The sequence below is a fragment of the Alteromonas sp. V450 genome, assembly GCF_001885075.1.
Lineage (GTDB): Bacteria > Pseudomonadota > Gammaproteobacteria > Enterobacterales > Alteromonadaceae > Alteromonas.
Genome location: NZ_MODU01000004.1, coordinates 4,295,371 through 4,316,315, shown reverse-complemented (window position 1 = coordinate 4,316,315; position 20,945 = coordinate 4,295,371). Strand labels below are relative to the sequence as shown.

General features: G+C 45.4%; 18 protein-coding genes. 5 read left to right on the top strand and 13 right to left on the bottom strand.

Annotation, left to right across the window (positions count from 1 at the left end; genetic code table 11):
* Window position 1: 1 nt before the first annotated feature.
* The 9 genes from ccmI to ccmA all read right to left on the bottom strand — a co-directional run bounded on the left by ccmI (window position 2) and on the right by ccmA (window position 7,400).
* Entirely contained in the window at window positions 2-1,291 is a 1,290-nt protein-coding gene (gene ccmI, locus BK026_RS19050) for a c-type cytochrome biogenesis protein CcmI (protein WP_071817346.1), read from the bottom strand.
* Entirely contained in the window at window positions 1,288-1,779 is a 492-nt protein-coding gene (locus BK026_RS19045; RefSeq protein WP_071817345.1) for a cytochrome c-type biogenesis protein, read from the bottom strand. The genes ccmI and BK026_RS19045 overlap by 4 nt, the downstream gene beginning before the upstream one ends.
* 2 nt (window positions 1,780-1,781) lie before the next feature.
* Window positions 1,782-2,483 carry a redoxin family protein gene (locus tag BK026_RS19040; protein ID WP_071817344.1) on the bottom strand — a complete coding sequence of 234 codons (702 nt, stop codon included), beginning with the start codon at window positions 2,481-2,483 and terminating at the stop codon, window positions 1,782-1,784.
* A complete protein-coding gene (locus BK026_RS19035) occupies window positions 2,483-4,540 on the bottom strand; it encodes a heme lyase CcmF/NrfE family subunit (RefSeq protein ID WP_071817343.1) in 2,058 nt (685 codons plus the stop codon). Before BK026_RS19035 ends, BK026_RS19040 begins: the two co-directional genes overlap by 1 nt.
* Window positions 4,541-4,543: 3 nt before the next feature.
* The gene (gene ccmE, locus BK026_RS19030; RefSeq protein WP_071817342.1) at window positions 4,544-5,038 is read right to left on the bottom strand and encodes a cytochrome c maturation protein CcmE; all 495 of its coding nucleotides are present in this window, start codon (window positions 5,036-5,038) and stop codon (window positions 4,544-4,546) included.
* A gap of 74 nt (window positions 5,039-5,112) precedes the next feature.
* Window positions 5,113-5,322 (bottom strand): heme exporter protein CcmD, encoded by a 210-nt coding sequence (gene ccmD, locus BK026_RS19025; protein ID WP_071817341.1) that lies wholly within the window; start codon window positions 5,320-5,322, stop codon window positions 5,113-5,115.
* Window position 5,323: 1 nt separating this feature from the next.
* Window positions 5,324-6,112, bottom strand: a complete 789-nt coding sequence (locus BK026_RS19020; protein ID WP_071817340.1) for a heme ABC transporter permease — start codon at window positions 6,110-6,112, stop codon at window positions 5,324-5,326.
* The gene (gene ccmB / locus BK026_RS19015) at window positions 6,112-6,777 is read right to left on the bottom strand and encodes a heme exporter protein CcmB (RefSeq protein WP_071817339.1); all 666 of its coding nucleotides are present in this window, start codon (window positions 6,775-6,777) and stop codon (window positions 6,112-6,114) included. The genes BK026_RS19020 and ccmB overlap by 1 nt, the downstream gene beginning before the upstream one ends.
* Window positions 6,777-7,400, bottom strand: a complete 624-nt coding sequence (gene ccmA, locus BK026_RS19010) for a cytochrome c biogenesis heme-transporting ATPase CcmA (RefSeq protein ID WP_071817338.1) — start codon at window positions 7,398-7,400, stop codon at window positions 6,777-6,779. Before ccmA ends, ccmB begins: the two co-directional genes overlap by 1 nt.
* A gap of 352 nt (window positions 7,401-7,752) precedes the next feature.
* Between ccmA and BK026_RS19005 the strand changes: the two genes are divergently transcribed.
* A complete protein-coding gene (locus tag BK026_RS19005; protein ID WP_083575134.1) occupies window positions 7,753-10,404 on the top strand; it encodes a flagellar hook-length control protein FliK in 2,652 nt (883 codons plus the stop codon).
* Window positions 10,405-10,414: 10 nt separating this feature from the next.
* Window positions 10,415-10,732 carry an EscU/YscU/HrcU family type III secretion system export apparatus switch protein gene (locus BK026_RS19000; RefSeq protein WP_071817337.1) on the top strand — a complete coding sequence of 106 codons (318 nt, stop codon included), beginning with the start codon at window positions 10,415-10,417 and terminating at the stop codon, window positions 10,730-10,732.
* A gap of 131 nt (window positions 10,733-10,863) precedes the next feature.
* On the opposite strand, the gene BK026_RS18995 is transcribed toward BK026_RS19000, so the two are convergent.
* The 4 genes from BK026_RS18995 to BK026_RS18980 all read right to left on the bottom strand — a co-directional run bounded on the left by BK026_RS18995 (window position 10,864) and on the right by BK026_RS18980 (window position 14,910).
* Entirely contained in the window at window positions 10,864-12,060 is a 1,197-nt protein-coding gene (locus BK026_RS18995; protein ID WP_071817336.1) for an ABC transporter permease, read from the bottom strand.
* The gene (locus BK026_RS18990; RefSeq protein WP_071817335.1) at window positions 12,044-12,850 is read right to left on the bottom strand and encodes an ATP-binding cassette domain-containing protein; all 807 of its coding nucleotides are present in this window, start codon (window positions 12,848-12,850) and stop codon (window positions 12,044-12,046) included. Before BK026_RS18990 ends, BK026_RS18995 begins: the two co-directional genes overlap by 17 nt.
* 353 nt (window positions 12,851-13,203) lie before the next feature.
* Complete coding sequence (gene recA / locus BK026_RS18985; RefSeq protein WP_071817334.1) at window positions 13,204-14,250, bottom strand: recombinase RecA; 1,047 nt, start codon at window positions 14,248-14,250, stop codon at window positions 13,204-13,206.
* Window positions 14,251-14,370: 120 nt separating this feature from the next.
* Window positions 14,371-14,910, bottom strand: coding sequence for a CinA family protein (locus BK026_RS18980; protein ID WP_083575133.1), 540 nt, complete (start codon window positions 14,908-14,910; stop codon window positions 14,371-14,373).
* Between the two features lie 143 nt (window positions 14,911-15,053).
* Here BK026_RS18980 and mutS point away from each other — a divergent pair, with 143 nt between their 5' ends.
* The 3 genes from mutS to eno all read left to right on the top strand — a co-directional run bounded on the left by mutS (window position 15,054) and on the right by eno (window position 20,815).
* Window positions 15,054-17,675, top strand: a complete 2,622-nt coding sequence (gene mutS / locus BK026_RS18975; RefSeq protein WP_083575132.1) for a DNA mismatch repair protein MutS — start codon at window positions 15,054-15,056, stop codon at window positions 17,673-17,675.
* 156 nt (window positions 17,676-17,831) lie between these two features.
* Window positions 17,832-19,463 carry a CTP synthase gene (locus tag BK026_RS18970; protein ID WP_071817333.1) on the top strand — a complete coding sequence of 544 codons (1,632 nt, stop codon included), beginning with the start codon at window positions 17,832-17,834 and terminating at the stop codon, window positions 19,461-19,463.
* 59 nt (window positions 19,464-19,522) lie between these two features.
* Window positions 19,523-20,815 (top strand): phosphopyruvate hydratase, encoded by a 1,293-nt coding sequence (eno, locus tag BK026_RS18965; protein WP_071817332.1) that lies wholly within the window; start codon window positions 19,523-19,525, stop codon window positions 20,813-20,815.
* The last annotated feature ends 130 nt before the right edge of the window (window positions 20,816-20,945 follow it).

Here is a 20,945-nt window from a genome sequence, read left to right as displayed (position 1 = left end):
TTTACAGTTCCTTATCAATAATAACGCTTAACGAAGAGAGTGTATTGGCGGTAACACGTGCATTCACGCTTCCCTGCCATTCCCCACTAGATACTGCAACGTTTCCATCTTCAGAAAGTCTTGCAGTAACTACTACATCAGAAAGTGAAGCCAGCGTAAACTGCGGCATCATTGCGTTTTCTGTGGTTAGAGTAACGGAAACGGGGAAGTCATCTATCGGCAGTTTAACCACAGCAGCCGGCATTTTGTTGTCAGACTTTGCATCTTGAGCGAATACTATCAGAAAACCATCTTTAGGCGCTTTTGTGTTAGCGTCGTCAGACAAATTCACCGTAATTTTAAAGCCGGTTTTCGCTTCGCTAATGGCATTTTGCGCTGTTGATGTATCAGTAATTTCAGCACCAGTATTTTGTAGCGCTACCATTTCACTGGTATTCCCTTGTAGCTCTTTTATACGCGCCACTAAACGCTGTGCCATATCGCTATCCGCTGGTAACTTACCTTCAACTTGCTTATAAAAACGCTGGGTATTTTCAAGGTCGCCAAGTTGAGCAGAGACCACCGCCATCATCAGCGCAAGATTATCATTCGCTGGATTGTCGTTTAGCAAGCCTAATAAGATAGATTGCGCTCGTTCTAAGTTGTTGACATCCCCTGTGGTCATCAAGGCCTGAGCAAGCGTAATGCGATTAGCAGAGTTAGACGGCGCCAAACTTACCGCTTTATCAATCGCTTCAATGGCCTGCACTTCTTGGCCAATACTCAGCATCAATCTGCCAAAATACATCCATCCTGTGTCGTCTTCGGGCTCTTCTCTCAAACGCTGGCGTATAGCAAGAGCAAGGCTAGCAATGTCTTGTTGAGTCAGGTTATTCGCATTACCGCTGGCAAGCTGTTGACTCAATTCGGGCAGCGCTTCAATGGCTTGACTGGCTTGAGCAACACGGTCCATTTGATTTACCTGTGTATATACAATCACACCGCAGGCTATCGCAAGCACGGCACCTATCGCCAGTGGAAGTTTTGCATTACCCGTTTTGTGCGATTCAAACGCGCTTTCATCTACCAGCGCTAGTTTTAGTTCATCAACGGCTTGGCGCTTATCGTGCTCGCTAATTAAACCTTCTTGTACTTCACGGTCAAGTTCAGCAAGGCGCTGCCTTACAATTTGCGTATTGCTTAAACTATCTTGTTTTGCGTGGTTTTTATTGCGCAGCCATGGGAAAGCGACAATTAATAGAACAAGCGTAATTAAGCCTGAAACAATGATATAAAACTCAGACCAACTCATTCTTTCTCTCGCTCCAACATTTCATCTGCTTTAGCTAACTTAGCGGCCATATCTTCTGGTGGTGTTACCGATTTGCGGCTAATCACCACAATTAGGGCAATGAAAATAAACAAGACTGGACCGGCCCAAAGCCACAAGGTCGCAGCCGTAACCGGCGGTTGGTAATGTACAAAGTCGCCATAGCGTGACTTCATAAATTCAATCACTTCTTGCTCTGTTTTGCCTTGCTTTAGTAACGCGTACACTTTTCGGCGCATGTCATGGGCAATCATGGCGTCGCTATCAGCAATATTCTGGTTTTGACACATAGGGCAACGTAATTCGGCGGTAAGCTTTAAAAAGCTTTCACGCTGAGCCGGCGTATCGAAAGTAAACTTATCTTCAGCCGCACTTATCGAAAAAACACTAAACACAAACAGCAGCATAAAAACGCTTAGCGCAATGGCTTTAAAGGACCCGAGACCGTGGGAGGAAGTGTTCGATAACATAATTATTCCCCTCCTTGTACACGTGCGGTGCTCTGATTATTCTTTTCATTAAGCGTGTTCGACAATGTAGGCTCTAAGCCCATAACTGCATCCACATCTACCTTTTTGTCATTGCCTATTTTGCCAGATGCTTCTGCCACCAGCTTGTTATATAACGGACCAACTTTGGAGTTCCAAACACGCTCGTTAATATCGCCTATGTGGTGCATACGAATAATGCCTTCAGCGTCGATAACAAAGTGTTCTGGCGCGCCTGTTACGCCAAGGTCGAGCGACGTATCGCGATAGACATCAAAAATATTATACGCGTAAGGGTTACCGTAACGGCTGAGCATGTCGGTCACTTCTTGCTGAACACGGCTCAGTGTTTTTGTACCAAAGTCTGGGTCTAAGTCCTGATCAAAATACAAACCCACAATGTGAACGTTTTGCTCGTTCTTTAGCTGAGTGAGGTACGGCATCTCAACAGCGCAGGTCACGCACCATACACCCCATACATTTAATATGGTTACCTTGCCCTTTAAATCTTCAGGCGTATAGGTCACCTCTGGCTTCATCAGGTCTGGCAGAGAGAACGCAGGTAACGTCTTATCCTGAACCTGAGAATCTAGCTCTCTGGGGTCAGAAAAAAGCCCTTTAAACAGGAAAATAACCAGCAAAGAGAACAACACCAATGGAATAGCAACGAGTGGTGCTTTTTTCATTATGCGCCTCCTTTTACTGACGTATTTGATGAAGTGGATACTTGACCATGAGATTGCTCAGCGTCGTTCTCACTTTTCCCACCAAATACACGTTTTATCTTTTTTACCTTAGCCATACGGTAACGTTTGTCGCTAATAGAAAAGATACCGCCTATAGCCATAACCACTGCACCCGCCCATAGCCAGATGACAAATGGCTTAATATAAATTCGGATGGCCCATGCGCCATTGTCTAATGGCTCGCCCATAGCGATAAACAAATCCCTTGCGAGATTTGAGTGAATAGCGGCTTCAGTCATCGGCATACGCTGTACGATATACAAACGCTTTTCTGGCTCTAAATGCGCGATCAATTCACCGTCTTGATAAACGTCGAATACGCCTTTGTCCGCCTCAAAGTTCGGACCTTGAACTTTGACGACATCTCTAAAGCTAAAGTCATAACCGCCAAGAGAAACGTTATCGCCAATGTCCATGCGCACATCGCGCTCCATTTCGTAGTTTGAAACAAGGGTAATACCGATAATGCAGATAGCAAAACCCACATGGCCCAGTACCATGCCCCAATGACTTGGCGTAAGCTTGCGAAGTTTAGCTAGCACCGATGCATTGTCACTGCTACTTGATGGCATTGCCGATAGACGCTGCATCACCTCTTGCACCGTAGTGACTAAGATCCAAAACACCAACACCATGCCCAACACACCCATATAGGTTGGCTCATCATAGGCAAAGTTAACTAACACACCTGCACTTAACGCAATACCGCCAGCGATTAATAGCTGTTTTTGTAATTCACTGGCTTTTTGCTGTTTCCAGCGCGTAAGCGGCCCAAGACCTAGCATTAATACAAAGGGCACAATCAATAAGGTGAACATTTGATTGAAGAACGGAGCACCTACCGAAATACTGCCTAGGCCTAACTCTTTGTGTACAAGTGGCAATAGGGTACCCAACAATACAACCAGTGTTGCTGCGCACAAGAAGACGTTATTACCCATTAACAACACTTCACGGGAAAACGCTTGATAGCGGCCTGGGCTTTTAAGTGAAGCAGCACGCATAGCATAGAGCAGTAAACCAAAGCCACTAAGTACAATCAATATTCCCAGTATAAATAAGCCTCGGGTAGGATCGCTTGCAAACGAGTGTACCGAAACAATCACCCCTGAACGTACTAAGAAGGTGCCAAGTAAACTCAAACTAAATGCGGCAATAGCAAGCAGTACGGTCCACGACTTAAACGCCTTTCGCTTTTCGGTTACGGCTAACGAGTGCATTAGCGCAGTACCGACCAACCAAGGCATGAAAGAGGCGTTCTCTACTGGATCCCAGAACCACCAGCCACCCCAGCCAAGTTCGTAATACGCCCACCAGCTGCCTAGCGCAATGCCCACGGTGAGAAACGCCCAGGCAGAGATAACCCAAGGCCTTGACCAGCGTGCCCACGTTGAGTCTAGCTGACCTGAAATTAATGCTGAAATTGCAAAGGCAAACGCGACAGAAAAGCCAACATAGCCCATATAAAGCATAGGCGGGTGAATGATCATGCCAAAATCTTGCAGCAGCGGATTAAGGTCTCGTCCATCTACCGGGAAAAATGGCAGCATGCTGTTAAACGGGTTCGAGGTAAGCAGCATGAATAAGTAAAAACCGATGCCCACCATTCCCAATACCGACAGCACCCGTGCAACCATAGCAAGAGGAATACCTTTGCTGAATATCGCCACTGCTACTGTCCATATGGAAAGCATCAACACCCATAGCAGAAATGAGCCTTCGTGGCCGCCCCACACAGCGGTAATTTTATAATAAATGGGAAGTCGACTATTTGAGTGCTGTGCCACATAGGCCACACTAAAGTCATCGGTAACAAAGGCGTAGGTTAAGCACACATAGGCAATAAGCGTGAAGGTAAATAAGCCAATTGCCAGTGGTTTGGCCGTTGCCATTAACGCTTCGTGCTGACGGTGAGCCCCCCATAGCGGATAAACAGCCAATAATATAGAGAGCACTAGCGCAAGCGTGAGTGCAATATTTCCAATCTCTGGCACCATTATTTACTTGCCTCCGCTGCCGGTAGTCGACTCGTAGGAAGGCATATTGTCAGGTTTAACGTGCTTAATGCCCTTCATTTTTTCAGCAAGCTCAGGCGGCATGTATTCTTCATCGTGCTTCGCTAGTACTTCCTGCGCTTTAATATTGCTTGCACCAGTGAGTACTCCTGTTGCCACAATGCCCTGACCTTCGCGGAACAAATCAGGCAGGATCCCGGTATAAGTCACCGTCACCGTTGGACCAGTATCGATTAAGTCGAAGCTCACTGCTAAGCTTTCTTGATCCCTTTTCACACTACCCGGCACTACCATACCGCCTATACGAAGACGCTGGCCAACCTGCGGTTTCTGTCCATTTTTACCTTCAATGATCTCGCTCGGCGTGTAGAAAAGGTCAATACTGTCGTTTAGGGCGTAAAGCATCAGTCCAATTGCACTTACTATTAAAAAACCGATAATTCCCACTACGGCTAGTCGCTGCTTTCGTCTCGGGTTCATGCAACTCTCACTTCGAAAAAACTAATAAACGATAAAAAAGCAAATGAATGCTAAGTTCACTTTTCACATAAACACTAGGTGTTTTCTTGCTGTTGCTGACGCGCTTTTTTAATACGCGCTTTGCGTTCTTTTTCCACTACTACCTGCTTTAAAAGGTCGCGGTGTTTGCTAAAACTCTGAATAGCGATAATGCCCATTGCCAAAAACGTAACGCCAAACGAAAGCCATACATAAAACGCATAGCCGCCCATATTTAAAAAATCGGCAAAGGATTCAAACTGCATCTTAATTGCCCTCTTTTAAATTGGCGTTAGGTACGCTGCTGGCTTGTTTCGACACTTTCTCTGCTGCCAAGGCTTGTACCCAAGGTCTGTGCAACTCTCTAAGCACGATTTCATTACGTAAACGCACCGTAGTTACCGCGCCGATAAAAAACGCGAAGCCTAATAAGTTAATCAGCAGCGGCCACAGCATTTCAGGGGCAATCGAAGGATTGTCGAATTTACTGATGGTCGCCCCCTGATGCAACGTGTTCCACCACTCTACCGAATAGTGAATAATGGGGATATTTACTACACCTACAAGTGCCATTACACCTGCGGCTTTGCCCGCCTGTTGCTTATCTTCAAACGCACCGTACAGGGCAATCACCCCCATGTACAAAAAAAGCAGAATAAGCTCTGAGGTCAGGCGAGCATCCCATACCCACCAAGCGCCCCACATTGGCTTGCCCCAGGCGGCACCGGTAAACAGGGCAATAAAGGTCATTACCGCACCAATTGGTGCCATCGCAATCATGCTCATGTAAGCAGTGCGCCACTGCCAAACCATGCCCACCAAGGCTGCAATCGCCATTGCGACATAAGTGCCCATAGACAAAATGGCGCTAGGTACATGGATATAGATAATTCTAAATGAATCGCCCTGCTGATAATCTTGAGGCGCAAAGGCCAGCCCCCACACGGTGCCTATGCTTAAACACGTTAGAGCGCCAACCCAAAACCAAGGCTGTAAAGTTAAACAAAGCTGATAGGCTCGCTCTGTTTTTGCGTAGGGATGTAACCACTTCCACATTAGTTTTGACTCACTTTTAAAGAATATGCGATGGCAAACGGTGCCAATGCCGCAGCCAATAAAAGCATGGCGGCAATAATAGCAAGTTGCGCATGATAAGGTAATTGCAGTGCGGCAGAATCCACAGCCGACGTGGCAAATATCAGTAACGGTATAAAGACAGGGATAAGTAGTAATGCCAACAGCACCCCACCTTTTTGTAATCCAACGGTAAGCCCCACGGCGATGGCACCAACTAGAGACAGTAATGGTGTGCCCAGCAACAACGTTAAAACGAGCGCGATATACATATCGACCGTTAAATTCAAAAACATGGCTAGTAGCGGAGACAACAGCAATAATGGTACAAAGCTAACCAGCCAATGGGCAGCCACTTTTACCGCACTCACCGCTGGTAATGGCATACCAGAAAGCATGTACTGCTCTAGCGACCCGTCTTGGAAGTCATCGCGAAACAGCCTTTCCATCGCCATAAGCGATGACAAAATTGCCGCAATCCAAATTACCCCCGGACCAATGCGCTGAAGCGTGTCAGGAGAAGGGCTTACACCCAAAGGAAATAAAGTCACCACCATTAGTAAAAACATCAGTGGCTGCACCAATTCCGCTTTTTGCTTGAACGCGATGTGCATGTCGCGTTTAAAAATACCATGATAGAGTGTCATTAAAAGCGGTACTCCAGGTCAAATACGCGATGTTTGCCAGCGATTTCCGACAGTGGTTGATGCGAAGTGGTAACAATAAGACCACCGCGACTGACATGCTCTTTCATACTTGTTTCAAGTAAGTGAACCCCTTTTACATCAAGCGCGGTAAACGGTTCGTCCAATATCCACACCTTTGCGGGCTTAAGCCATAGTCTTGATAATGCCACACGACGCTGTTGACCTGCCGATAAATACCTAACAGGCACATCTTCAAGTCCAACTAATCCAACTTTTTCTAATACGTCAAAAAGCGTATTATCGGGTACCGATACTTTATGCTGTGATAGCCAGAACGATAAATTGTCTAAGGCAGAAAGGCTGCCGTTAGTCCCGCTCTTATGACCAAGATAAAAAAGATCTCGGTAGTAGCCTGATTTGTCTTCTGAGATATCTATTCCGTTGTACAATACTGCACCAGAATCAGGCGCACTTAATCCGGTTAAGATGCGCAACAGGCTGGTTTTTCCTGCGCCATTAGGGCCACGTAGATACAACAACTCACTGGCATTAACAACCAGCGAAAGCCCTTCAAAAAGGGTTCTATCTCGTTTGCTGCACGTTAATCCGCACGCCTCTAACACTAGCTAGCTTCTCCAACCTTAAATAGTGATTCAACAAAATGCCGCTAGTCTACCACATGAACGCTTTTTCGCAGTCGGGAATTCCAATTAAATATGATTTACTTCAATAACAAAGGATGTTTTGAAACGGAAGCGCTTTTATTTAAAAGGCCTTGTGTTTTAGGTGTTTCAGACCGGAGAGTTTGCGCTGTATATCTAATGATATTCTTGCCCTGACCTGCAATAGCAAGCGGGTTATTGAGCCATGTGGTAAACGGCAAACTTGTATAGAGTTCCCCTTTCAGTATCAGCCCCACATTTTTGCTATACTCGTTAAGGTATAGAAAAGTGCGGCGGTGCCGATACCTGTATTATGACCACATCTTTATCTTCTTTATTGGCAAACGCACTGAGTCAGTCAAATCACTCTGCGCTTCCACTCACCTCTTCACAAGCAAACTCAGGAGCTACCTTTATTTCTCAAGAAGGGGCAACTAGCGCCACCCCGAGCTCTGTAAACAACGCCTTGTCTCAGGCTGTAACTTTGAATAATGCCGCGAAAGTAATAATTGAGCGTTTACCTGAACGGGTTTTAGCGATAAGCATGGCAACTTCCGCGGCCCCCTCCTCGGTATTACAAACATTAAACACCGCACTTCCTGAGGCGGTAAACGCAACACTTAATAAATTAACGACAAGCAACGCACAACTTGCGTTTTTGCCTTCTCAACGCCCATCCGAATTGCGTATACCCGAATCAAAACTAACGAGTGCGGCATCCGAAGTGAGTGATAATCGCCAAACCCAATCGGCTGTTTTGCTATCCACATCAACCTCTGTTCAAAATGCGCTAATTTCAGAAAACGATAAAGTTGAATTAGTAAAAGCGCTAACACAAACACTTAAAGAGAATCACTCTGCTGTCACCCTCAAAGGTCAGCTATCGATATCAACCACCAGCGAGACCTTTGGGAAACTTATTCTTACCACCCCGAAAAACGAAAAGGTGTTGCTTAGCGATATTAATACCGAAGCGGTAAACAGCACCGGCACACGTGCGCTAAAAAAGCTGGTCGGTAAATCGGTATCACTAAGCTTGAGCCCTGCTGGAAGTGGCAATGTTTCCCTTCGTATTACACAAGCGTCGTCTCAGTTACACGCTCATCTTGATCCCGAGTCTAGTAAAATTAGCGTCAAAGGGAGTGCTTCAAGCAATGCAACGTCGTTCACGCAGCTAAAAGTAAGTACAAACTTACAGCAAAAGCTCATTGAAATTGGGTTAAAACAAGGTGGCGTTGCAATAGAACACCCCAACAGCAACCAAGAAAAATTAAATACTTTCGTTAACAATGTTGGTGCTAAACCGAATACTTTGAAAGCACTTTCCCTGTTAACGCTGTCAGGTAACAACTTATCTGCGCGAACCGCGTCTCACAATGCCCTCCTGCAAATACATATTTCAGAAGGCAAAAGTGGCGCTGCATTGTCGCCAACAAGTCAATCGGCCTCGCTTGCGATCCCCACGTTAACCATTGAACAGACAAAAAAGATAAACCTTGAAACGCTCCCTACCGTAACAGCCAAAGTAGTAGAAAGCGATGTAGTAAAAAGCCCTAACAAAGCATTTTTTAATAGCGAAAATATACAAGGAGATGCAGCGACGTCGTTAAAGGGCTCAGACGTGCACAAAGCCATTAGTACACTTTCTCGCGTTTTACTCAGTCAGACAGGGAGTACCAATGATGCCTTGGCCCGACTCATTGCCATTGTAGAAAACAAAGAAGCATCACCTAAGAACGTAATATCGACTGAACCAGCCACACAGATTGCATCAAAAATTGAAAATCAGTTGAAAGGGTTAGACGCATTAACAGCAAAGCCATCTAAACCCTCCATCTTAAAAGAGTTGTTTGTAGGGCCACCAAAACCAGCCCCCGAACACATCGGTTCACTCAATAAACATGTTGTTACACCACCGGTAACGTCGAATCATAGTGATTTAGCAACTACAGAAGCAGGCTTAGTTAAGAGCAACCCAATGAAACCTGCTATTGAATTTATTACAAAAACGCTTGGCGCCCGAACTCAGCTATCGTCGAAAGAATTGCTCAGCAGTGCATTTAGCAACCTCGTTCCGCAGTCCTCACTCAGCCAAAGCAAACCCAATACTGCTGCTCAACCTATCGTTGAGCCAAACATAATATTGGGCAATAACAAACCTATTCAAAATCATGCTAATGAACAGAAAGTAGATCTCAACACCATAGCGCGTGATATGAATGAACAAGGTTTAGCGCAACGGGTGAAGCAACTTGTCTTATCACAGGCGCTTGTAACAACGCCTCTTAACTTAACGTCTCCCGTTTCCCCCTCTAATTTTGTTCAAGGCTTAGTTGCATTAGTACAATTAGCGCTTGCGGGCCGAGCAATGCATCGACAACCAAGTTTAAAATCACAAATAGACTTACCCGAATCACTGGTTTCAAAAACATTGGTCAATATGGGGATTCCCGCACAACCAAGTAGAGCGATTCAAGAACTAACTCAGCTAGATCAAAGGCAACAGTTACTGGCTCAGCTAAAAATACTACTGAGTAATCATCAGCAAAATAAGGTGGCAAATGTAGAGAGTCGTATACAAGGGCAAGACAGCTTCTATTACATTTTCCCTTCGCTATCCCAACCTCAAAACCCCGTGGAGTTATTGATAAAGCGAGAGCAAAACAAGAAAGAAAACAAGCACGTGGAATCGAGCAGTAAAACGTTATGGAATGTCACTATGAAGCTTGACATAGGTGATAGTGGGCAAGTGTTAGCAAAATCAAAAATCGATAAAAACACCCTTTCAATCGACTTGTATGCTTCTAATGACGTCGTATTAAAGCGCATTGGCGACACACTGCCCTATTTACAGAAAAGGCTTACGTCACTCGGGCTTGTTGTTGAAAATACGAGCTATCAGCGCGGAAATATCCCTGACTCATTGAAGGTGCGTCCTCATCAGATTTTTGAAACAAGGGTGTAAAAGACCGTATATGACTGATTCGCAAAAGATTAAGCGTGCCATCGGACTTAAATACGATGGTGGCGACAAAAAAAACACTCCTAAAGTGGTATCTAAAGGGTATGGAGATTTAGCTGAAGCAATCATCGCCATGGCTGAAGAAACTGGCATTTTGATCCACGAAGACCCATACCTCAGTGAAGTATTGGGTGCGTTAGATGTTGGACAAGATATTCCTGAATCACTCTACTATGTCATTGCAGAACTGCTTGCATACTCTTATGTCCTACAAGGTAAAATCCCGCCAGGCTGGGAGGGGATCATCAAACGAATAGACTTCGATGTGTAGAACACTATTAACCTATCCCGCTATGAGCATAGTTACCATTGGCGGTGATACGCACTTTATATGTCTTTACCAATGAAAACAGCCCGCTAAAGCGGGCTGTTTTTTAGGTACTAAATCATATCTACCTTGTATTATCTGAACAGTACTTTTTCTTTGTTGAACCAGTATATGCAGAAATAAATAAGGCCGGCTGCAATCACCGCTGTTGATGTAAAGATCCCGAAAAGCGCGAAGTAATCCATCGTACCTTTGAACAGCTCTTTCATTGCAAGCGCTACATTAGTAAGCGGAACCCATACCCAGCCACCTTTGAGTTCTACCCCTGGCATCATAGCGATAATGACAGGAAAGATAACAACCATAATCAGTGAGCCCATATAGCTTTGCGCTTCTTTAAATGAGCGAGCATAAATTGAAAGTGATAGTAGAATAGCGGCGAATACTGCCACCACTGGTACCAACATTAAGAAAATCAGTAAGAAGTCGACAAGACCAATCATTGACATGATCTTAACGACAAACTCGACAGCCATTCCTTGTGACAATACCAGCCCCCATATAGCCATAGAGGAAACCGTAATAAGCGCGGTAATAATGCCCGCAGTTGCGATAGTAAAGAATTTACCCAGTACCAGTTTATGACGGTCCATTGGTGATATCAGCAATGTTTCAAGTGTTCCGCGTTCTTTTTCGCCCGCACCTAAATCAGCCGCAGGGGCCATGGCACCTTGAAGACACAATATGAAGATAAAATACGGCAGCATACCGCCTAAACGTTCACCCCATACTTCGCGGTCGTCTGCAACATTTTGCTTTTCTATTTTAATCGGTTTTAGCAGAGCTTCTTGCTGTGTTTCATCAAGGTTTAGCTGTGTAAACGCCGTCTGCTGAAAAGCATCTGTATATTCGTCAATGATCTCTGAAACACGCCCCATTACTTTGTTTAGCCCAGCATCGTTTAGATAAAGTTCAATTTTATGCTGCCCAGAGCGCAGAACATTACTGTCAAAAGTCTCGGGAATAACTAAAACAAAGTCTAGCGTTTCATTTTTAATAAGTTTTGCATAGTCACTTTCATCACCAATAGCAACCGATTCGAACTTATCAGAAGCATCGTTGAAAGACTGTACAATTGCAGGCGCATACGCTTCGCCAACAATCGCGTATTTCAGTATCTTATTTTCAGCTTTGTCTGCAGCGGAACTCATGAAAAAGAACGCAACACCGAAAATAGCAGGGAATAATAAAAGCGGTAAACCAATCATAAATATAATGGTTTTCTTATCGCGTAATAGCTCTTTGAATTCCTTTTTAAAGATTAACCACATTACCTGTCTCCTCAGAATCCATTGAAAGTGTTTTTAGGAAGCTCTTATGCATTTGTCCGCCTGAGAGTGCGCTAAAAGCAGCAAGCGAATCATTGAATACTGTTTCGCCTTGGTTAATAACCGTCACCTTATCGCAGAGGGTTTGCACTTCATCTAAGTGATGGGTTGAAAATATTACCGGCGTGCCCTTGTCTTTTAGTCGCTGGATGAATTCCATTACCGTACTTGTTGCCATTATGTCTAAGCCTGTTGTAGGTTCATCAAGCACAACCAATTCAGGTTCGTGAATTACCGCCCGTGCAATTGATACCTTTTGCTTCATGCCTGAAGAGAAGTTCTCGGCCCGTCTATCAAGAAAACTTTGCATATCTAGTAAGTCAGCCATCTCTTCAATACGCGCGTTTATCACGTCATGAGGAATACCATGTAATTCGCCAAAGTAGCTTATATTCTCTCGCCCGCTTAAACGGCCGTATAGCCCTGTTGAACTTGAAAGAAAGCCTATCTTCTTACGCGCAATATTGGGGTTAGAAAGCACATCTTCACCACTAATCATCACTTTACCGCTGTCGGGCTTAAGTGCTGTAGAGAGCATGCGCAGCGTTGTTGTTTTACCCGCCCCATTTGGACCTAGTAGCCCAAGTACTTGACCTTTTTCGCAAGTAAACGACACGTCCCTTACCGATTGGAAATAGCGACCTTTTAATCGTGGGTCTTTCTTTTCCTGTTCGCTAAGCTTTTTCGGGTTTTCTACCTCAAAGCGCTTAGCAAGGCCTGATATCTCAATCATTTCCCTTCCCTCTTATTTTTTTAAAACAGTTAAAACCGTTCATTATTGTTTTAGACAAGCGTCTTTTTTAACATGCCTCAGTTGTTCTGTAGCGTGCTACCTTCGACAGCAGTCTGAAGGTGGCAACAGCGTAATACGCTTTATGAAGCGTGTTCACAACAAAAAGGCTAATGCCTTCTTATGTCAGTAGTATCAATTTACCGTTATATATTACAGCATTCCTTGTTTTTATTTGTTGTACAAGTTTCAGCCTCACATTAAGTGTTAGTAAATATTTCTCAATATACCTTTTAACTAAGCCATAAAAAAACCCACCTAGCGGTGGGTTCTTAATATGCGGTTAAGCGCTAATTTTACTCAGGAAGCACATCGTCTTCTTGCTGAGGTATCGCTTCCTCTGCTTTCATTGTTTTAGAAAGCAAAAGTTCTTGGCGGATCTTGGCTTCAATCTCGTTTGCGATCTCAGGGTTCTCTTTCAAGAACTTCATCACGTTCGCTTTACCTTGACCAATGCGGTCGCCCTTGTAGCTATACCAAGCACCCGCTTTATCAACTAGCTTTTGCTTAACACCAAGGTCGATAAGCTCAGCTTCTTTGCTAATACCTTCGCCGTAGCGGATCATAAATTCAGCTTGCTTAAACGGAGGTGCAACTTTATTTTTCACTACCTTAACGCGAGTTTCGTTACCAACTACCTCGTCGCCTTCTTTTACTGCACCAATACGGCGAATATCTAGACGAACAGAAGAGTAGAACTTAAGCGCGTTACCACCGGTTGTAGTTTCTGGGTTACCAAACATAACACCAATCTTCATACGAATTTGGTTAATGAAGATACACAGTGTATTTGAACGCTTGATGTTTGCAGTTAGCTTACGCAACGCTTGCGACATTAGACGCGCCTGAAGACCTACGTGAGAATCCCCCATGTCACCTTCAATTTCAGCTTTAGGTGTAAGCGCCGCTACCGAGTCAACAATAACAACATCTACCGCACCCGAGCGTACAAGCATGTCACAAATTTCTAGCGCTTGCTCACCAGTATCCGGCTGAGATACCAATAGTTCGTCAATGTTTACGCCTAGTTTCTCAGCGTATACAGGGTCTAGGGCGTGTTCCGCATCAACGAAAGCACAGGTTTTACCCTTGCGCTGCGCTTCAGCAATAACTTGAAGTGTTAGCGTGGTTTTACCTGATGATTCTGGCCCGTAGATTTCAACAACACGTCCACATGGCAAACCGCCTATACCTAGAGCGATATCAATGGTAAGTGAGCCAGTAGAAATCGCTTCAATATCCATGGCTTGGTTATCGCCTAAGCGCATGATTGCACCTTTACCAAATTGCTTTTCAATTTGGCCAACTGCGGCGGTTAAAGCTTTTGATTTGTTATCGTCCACGTATGTATCCTCTAGGATTTGCGGTTAAATTCTGCATTGGTGTTTTCCATATCTTGTATGAAATTACCAAATAATGATCACATTCTATACTGTACAAGCATACAGTTTCAACCCGTGTTTTTAATTTTCACTCAACATTTTAATTAACTGAGTAATAGCAAAGCTAATAGCGTGTTGACGAACCTCGTCGCGATTGCCGCTGAAAACCTGTTTGATTTGCACTTCGTGCTCCCCACACAAAAAGCCAAACCACACAGTGCCCACCGGTTTTTCTTCGCTGCCACCGCCAGGGCCGGCAATGCCGCTAACCGTTACAACAAGTTGCGCTCCGCTATTGCGGCGCACGCCGTCTGCCATTTCAATTACCGTTTGCTTCGACACCGCGCCGTACTCTTTTAACGTCTGTTCTGTTACGCCTAGTATGTTTTTCTTTGCGTCATTAGAGTACGTTACCCAGGATTGGTTAAACCAATCAGAACTGCCAGCCACGCTGGTAAAGGCAAAAGCGACTCCACCGCCTGTACACGACTCAGCGCTTGATACAGTCCAACCTTTTTCCCTTAGTGCGTCGCCTAACACCTGAACTTGCGCAGATAATGCGCTATCAAGCATTAAAGGGGTGGCGTTTGCTGTCAAATCAGTTGAAAATGTTGTGCTCATTTGGATATACCTAATTACACCTGTTGTGCTTTATCAGATCTTCGCTTGATCTTAGTGGGCGTGAGTTTATCATTTATTGTCCCCAACAGGCATTAAACCCAGCAACAAATTCGCAGAGGCATTTTTTGGAATCACATACTCCTATGATGCGCCAATACCTGACTATTAAGGCGCAGCATCCGAATATTTTACTGTTTTATCGCATGGGCGACTTTTATGAGTTGTTTTACGACGATGCCAAAAAAGCTGCTGAATTACTGGATATTTCATTAACAGCCAGAGGAAAATCGGGTGGTGAACCTATTCCTATGGCGGGTGTGCCTTATCATGCGGTAGAAAGTTATCTGTCGCGCTTAGTGAAAATGGGTGAGTCAGTAGCCATTTGCGAGCAAGTTGGCGACCCAGCCACCAGTAAAGGCCCTGTTGAGCGCGCGGTACAACGTATTGTTACGCCCGGTACAGTCACCGACGAAGCGCTGTTAGAAGAACGTCGCGATAATATTCTAGCCGCCGTTTGTGGTCACAGTATGCACTATGGCCTGGCAACCCTAGATGTTACCAGCGGTCGTTTTGTTGTATTTGAATGCGACAGCGATGAAAGCTTACTTGCTGAAATTCAGCGCATTAACCCAGCCGAACTACTCTATCCCGAAGGATTTGAAAGCTTAGCATTGGTTGAAAACCGCAAAGGGCTTAGACGCCGTCCTGAATGGGAATTCGACATTGATACCGCCGCCGAGCAATTAAACGCGCAGTTTGAAACCAAAACATTAGATGGGTTTGGAATAAAAGGCGTTACAAAAGGCCTAGGCGCAGCGGGCTGCGTTTTACAATATGTAAAGGATACCCAGCGCACTGCTCTGCCTCACATTCGACGCATTCAGACCGAACAGCAAGACAGCCGCGTGCAGCTTGATGCCGCCACCCGCAGGAACCTAGAACTTACCCATAATTTGTCGGGCGGCCAGGAAAATACGCTGTTTAGCGTGATGGATACCACCACTACGGCAATGGGTAGTCGTATGCTGCAGCGCGTTATTCACTCGCCTTTAACCGATCAACATGAACTTCACAGCCGCCTAGATGCTGTTGAAACGTTTATTAATGACGACCCTGAAGATATTCGCACTGCGCTCAAACACATTGGTGATATAGAACGTATTATGGCGCGATTGGCCCTTCGTTCAGCGCGGCCGCGGGACTTTGCTCGCCTAAAAAATGCGTTTAATGCCCTGCCTGACTTACAAGATGCTCTAGCGCGGTTCGATACCGGCCAAATCAGAAGTATTAGCGCAACCATTGGCACTTACCCCGAGCTTCAAGCCCTGTTAAACGATGCCATTATCGATAACCCACCAGTGGTAATACGCGATGGCGGCGTAATTGCCGAGGGCTACAACGCCGAACTTGATGAATTGCGTAAGCTATCACAAGGTGCTACCGACTACTTAGACGCTATGGAACAACGTGAGCGCGAGCGCACGGGCATTTCTACGCTAAAAGTGGGCTACAACAAAGTTCACGGCTTCTTTATTGAAATTAGCCGTGCAAACAGTGCATTGGCGCCCGCTGAATATATTCGAAGACAAACCCTTAAAAATACTGAGCGGTATATAACACCAGAACTTAAAGAGCACGAAGATAAAGTGTTGAGCAGTCAAGGCGCTGCACTTGCTCTTGAAAAGCAGCTTTATGAAGCCTTGTTCGACAGCTTTAGCCCACACTTAAATAACTTAATTGAAACCGCCGCTGCGCTTGCCAAGCTTGACGTGCTGTGCTGTTTTGCCGAACGGGCAGTCTCCCTTGATTGGTATCGACCTAACTTGAGTCAAGAATGTGCGCTTACCTATGATGCCGGTCGCCACCCTGTGGTTGAGAATGTAATGAAAGACCCCTTCATTGCTAACCCGCTTCAGTTAGACACAGAGCGCCGTATGCTGATTATTACTGGCCCGAACATGGGCGGTAAGTCAACCTATATGCGCCAAACCGCGCTCATTGCATTATTGGCCTGTATTGGCAGTTTTGTGCCTGCAGAAAATGCACACATAGGAAAACTTGATCGCATCTTTACCCGTATCGGTGCATCAGATGATTTAGCCTCTGGTCGCTCTACCTTTATGGTTGAGATGACAGAAACGGCGAACATTCTAAACAATGCCACAGAAAATTCGTTGGTATTAATGGATGAAATAGGCCGCGGTACCAGTACCTATGACGGATTGTCACTAGCGTGGGCATGCGCAAGTTATTTAGCAAAACAGCTGAATGCTTATACGCTTTTTGCCACGCATTACTTTGAACTAACTGAACTTCCAGAAACCCAAAGTGGTGTAGTGAATGTACATTTAGATGCAATGGAGTTTGAAGATACTATACGCTTCATGCATACCGTATCAGAAGGCGCGGCGAGCAAAAGCTTTGGTTTACAGGTTGCCCAACTTGCAGGCGTACCTAAAGCAGTAATAAAAGCGGCGCAACAGAAGCTTGCGGTGTTGGAATCATCACACCTTATGACCAGCACGGAAGATGGATCAGAGAACGCCAACGATGAGGCTTTTGTAGCGAAGACCTCAGCAAAAGGTGCAAATAAAACAAGCGCATCAGGTAAAGCTCCATCAAATACCAAAGGCCAAGCTGAAATGCTGTTCCCTGATAAGCCACACCCGGTAGTAGAGGCCCTTGAAAACTTATCACCCGATGAGCTATCACCTCGTCAAGCACTAGACCTTATCTACACCCTTAAGCGCTTAAGCCAATCTTAAACCAAGCTTAGGCGCGTATAAATTGCGCATCATGTGGGCAAATTGATTGTCTGCCCACATGATTTTGCGTATACTATCGCCCCGTCCAAAGTGTAGCTGGTTTTGTTCTAAACTCAGCCTATATTTACCATACAACCCAAACGTTCTAGGTTTCGCATGACAAATTATATTTTCGTCACCGGTGGTGTAGTTTCATCGCTAGGTAAAGGTATTGCTGCAGCATCGTTGGCCGCAATTCTGGAAGCTCGCGGTCTCACCGTAACCATGTTAAAACTCGACCCTTACATCAATGTCGACCCGGGCACTATGAGCCCTATCCAGCATGGTGAAGTATTTGTTACCGATGACGGCGCTGAGACCGACCTTGACCTTGGTCACTACGAGCGTTTTATTCGCACCCGCATGACCAAGCGCAACAACTTCACTACCGGCCGTGTATATGAAGAAGTGTTAAAGCGCGAGCGTCGCGGTGATTACCTTGGTGCAACTATTCAGGTTATCCCTCATATCACCAATGAAATTAAGCGCCGCGTAATTGAAGGTGCTGAAGGTCACGATGTGGCTATTGTTGAAGTGGGCGGAACCGTAGGTGACATCGAGTCACAACCTTTCTTGGAAGCTATTCGTCAGCTTGGTACAGAAGTAGGCCGAGAACGCGCTATGTTTATGCACCTAACGTTAGTGCCTTACATGCCAGCATCAGGCGAAGTAAAAACTAAGCCTACGCAGCACTCGGTAAAAGAGCTTCGTTCGATTGGTATTCAGCCAGACATTCTCGTTTGTCGTTCAGTAGGTGCATTGCCGGCTAGTGAGCGCTCGAAAATCGCCCTATTCACAAACGTTGCTGACAAAGCCGTTATTTCACTTAAAGACGTAGACAGCATCTACCGCATTCCAGCGGCGCTTAAAGCGCAAGGTATGGATCAGCTAGTAGTAGACCGTTTTGGTCTTGATTGTAAAGAAGCAGACCTATCTGAGTGGGAACAAGTGCTGTATGCAGAGTCTAACCCAACAGCCGAAGTAAACATCGGTATGGTAGGTAAATACGTTGAGTTACCAGACGCCTATAAGTCAGTTAACGAAGCGCTTAAACACGCTGGCCTTAAAAACCGTCTGACTGTGAACATCCACTATGTAGATTCACAAGACGTGGAAAGCAAAGGTACTCAGATTTTAGAAAAACTGGATGCTATCTTAGTACCTGGCGGCTTTGGTGAGCGCGGTATAGAAGGCAAAATCGCAGCAGCCCGTTATGCTCGAGAGAACAAAGTCCCTTACCTTGGCATTTGCTTAGGTATGCAGGTAGCGCTTATCGAGTACGCGCGCAATGTTGCAGGTATGGAAAATGCGAACAGTACTGAGTTTAACCCCGAAACACCTTATCCGGTTGTAGGCCTAATCACTGAGTGGTTAGATGCCGCTGGCACTACGGAAACTCGTACAGAAAACTCAGATCTTGGCGGTACCATGCGTCTAGGTAGTCAGCTATGTCACCTTATTGAAGGTACAAAAGTGCATGAGATGTATGGTAATGCCGAAATTTATGAGCGTCACCGTCACCGTTACGAAGTGAACAACAACCTGCGTGACCAAATTGAAGCAGCGGGATTAAAGGTAAGTGGTTTGTCCACTGACAAGCGACTTGTAGAAGTGGTGGAAATCCCTGATCATCCATGGTTCATTGCGGGCCAATTCCACCCTGAGTTCACATCAACTCCTCGGGATGGACACCCATTATTCACTGGTTTCGTTGCTGCGGCAGGAAAATACCAGAAAGAAAATCACTAATTTCTAATAAAAGGGGTGCTCTCTCCCGTTGCACCCCATTCAATTGTTGAGGAAAAAACATGGCGAAAATTAGTCGCATTATCGGACGCGAAATCTTAGATTCACGCGGAAACCCTACCGTAGAAGCAGATGTATACTTAGAATCAGGCGTAATGGGCCGTGCTGCAGCACCATCTGGTGCCTCTACTGGTAGCCGCGAAGCACTAGAGCTACGCGACGGCGACAAGTCTCGTTACCTAGGTAAAGGTGTAACAAAGGCAGTTGCAGCAGTTAACGATACCATCGCGCCTGCACTTATCGGCAAAGACGCACTAGCGCAAGCTGATATCGACGGCATCATGATTGACCTTGATGGCACAGAAAACAAAGAAACTCTTGGTGCGAACGCAATTCTTGCAGTTTCTCTAGCTGTAGCTAAAGCGGCTGCGGCGGAAAAAGGCGTAGCGCTTTATGAGCACATTGCAGACCTAAACGGTACATCTGGCCAATACTCTATGCCAGTACCTATGATGAACATCATCAACGGTGGTGAACACGCTGACAACAACGTAGACATTCAAGAGTTTATGGTACAGCCTGTTGGCGCGAAGAGCTTTAAAGAAGCACTACGTATGGGTGCTGAAATCTTCCACGCTCTTAAGAAAGTACTTTCGGCTAAAGGCCTTAACACAGCAGTTGGTGACGAAGGTGGTTTTGCGCCTAACCTTAGCTCAAACGCTGAAGCGCTTGCAGTAATCGTAGAAGCCGTTGAAAACGCTGGCTACAAAATGAATGAAGACATCACCCTTGCATTAGACTGCGCGGCGTCTGAATTCTATAAAGAAGGCAAATACGTACTATCTGGTGAAGATAAGAGCTTCGACTCAGAAGCGTTTGGCGATTACCTTGCAGAGCTTTCTTCACAATACCCAATTGTATCTATTGAAGACGGCCTGGACGAAAGCGACTGGGACGGCTGGGCAAGCCTAACTAAGAAGATTGGTGACAAAGTACAGCTAGTTGGTGACGACTTGTTTGTTACTAACACTAAAATTCTTAAGCGCGGCATTGATAACGGTATTGGTAACTCAATCCTTATCAAGTTCAACCAAATCGGTTCACTAACTGAAACGCTTAACGCGATTAAAATGGCGAAAGACGCAGGCTTTACTGCGGTTATCTCTCACCGCTCTGGTGAAACTGAAGATGCGACCATTGCCGACCTTGCAGTAGGTACAGCAGCAGGTCAAATCAAGACGGGGTCACTATGTCGTTCTGACCGTGTTGCTAAGTACAACCAACTTCTTCGCATTGAAGAAGCGCTAGGTGACGCAGCGACTTATAAAGGCCGTAGCGAAATCAAAGGTCAATAAGCGTAAACTTAACCTAGTTTAATCATTTTTAAAAAGGCACCGGCGTACCGCGCGGTGCCTTTTTTGTATGCAATAGATTAACTTTTACTTGCTCATGGTGTTTAGCACACCGTTTGATTGTGCATAAAAA

Excerpts from the sequence above, each read along its gene's own strand:
- ccmI (WP_071817346.1), bottom strand. The coding sequence starts at position 1,291 with ATGAGTTGGTCTGAGTTTTATATCATTGTTTCAGGCTTAATTACGCTT.
- BK026_RS19045 (WP_071817345.1), bottom strand. The coding sequence starts at position 1,779 with ATGTTATCGAACACTTCCTCCCACGGTCTCGGGTCCTTTAAAGCCATT.
- BK026_RS19040 (WP_071817344.1), bottom strand. The coding sequence starts at position 2,483 with ATGAAAAAAGCACCACTCGTTGCTATTCCATTGGTGTTGTTCTCTTTG.
- BK026_RS19035 (WP_071817343.1), bottom strand. The coding sequence starts at position 4,540 with ATGGTGCCAGAGATTGGAAATATTGCACTCACGCTTGCGCTAGTGCTC.
- ccmE (WP_071817342.1), bottom strand. The coding sequence starts at position 5,038 with ATGAACCCGAGACGAAAGCAGCGACTAGCCGTAGTGGGAATTATCGGT.
- ccmD (WP_071817341.1), bottom strand. The coding sequence starts at position 5,322 with ATGCAGTTTGAATCCTTTGCCGATTTTTTAAATATGGGCGGCTATGCG.
- BK026_RS19020 (WP_071817340.1), bottom strand. The coding sequence starts at position 6,112 with ATGTGGAAGTGGTTACATCCCTACGCAAAAACAGAGCGAGCCTATCAG.
- ccmB (WP_071817339.1), bottom strand. The coding sequence starts at position 6,777 with ATGACACTCTATCATGGTATTTTTAAACGCGACATGCACATCGCGTTC.
- BK026_RS19005 (WP_083575134.1), top strand. The coding sequence starts at position 7,753 with ATGACCACATCTTTATCTTCTTTATTGGCAAACGCACTGAGTCAGTCA.
- BK026_RS19000 (WP_071817337.1), top strand. The coding sequence starts at position 10,415 with ATGACTGATTCGCAAAAGATTAAGCGTGCCATCGGACTTAAATACGAT.
- BK026_RS18995 (WP_071817336.1), bottom strand. The coding sequence starts at position 12,060 with ATGTGGTTAATCTTTAAAAAGGAATTCAAAGAGCTATTACGCGATAAG.
- BK026_RS18990 (WP_071817335.1), bottom strand. The coding sequence starts at position 12,850 with ATGATTGAGATATCAGGCCTTGCTAAGCGCTTTGAGGTAGAAAACCCG.
- BK026_RS18980 (WP_083575133.1), bottom strand. The coding sequence starts at position 14,910 with ATGAGCACAACATTTTCAACTGATTTGACAGCAAACGCCACCCCTTTA.
- mutS (WP_083575132.1), top strand. The coding sequence starts at position 15,054 with ATGATGCGCCAATACCTGACTATTAAGGCGCAGCATCCGAATATTTTA.
- BK026_RS18970 (WP_071817333.1), top strand. The coding sequence starts at position 17,832 with ATGACAAATTATATTTTCGTCACCGGTGGTGTAGTTTCATCGCTAGGT.
- eno (WP_071817332.1), top strand. The coding sequence starts at position 19,523 with ATGGCGAAAATTAGTCGCATTATCGGACGCGAAATCTTAGATTCACGC.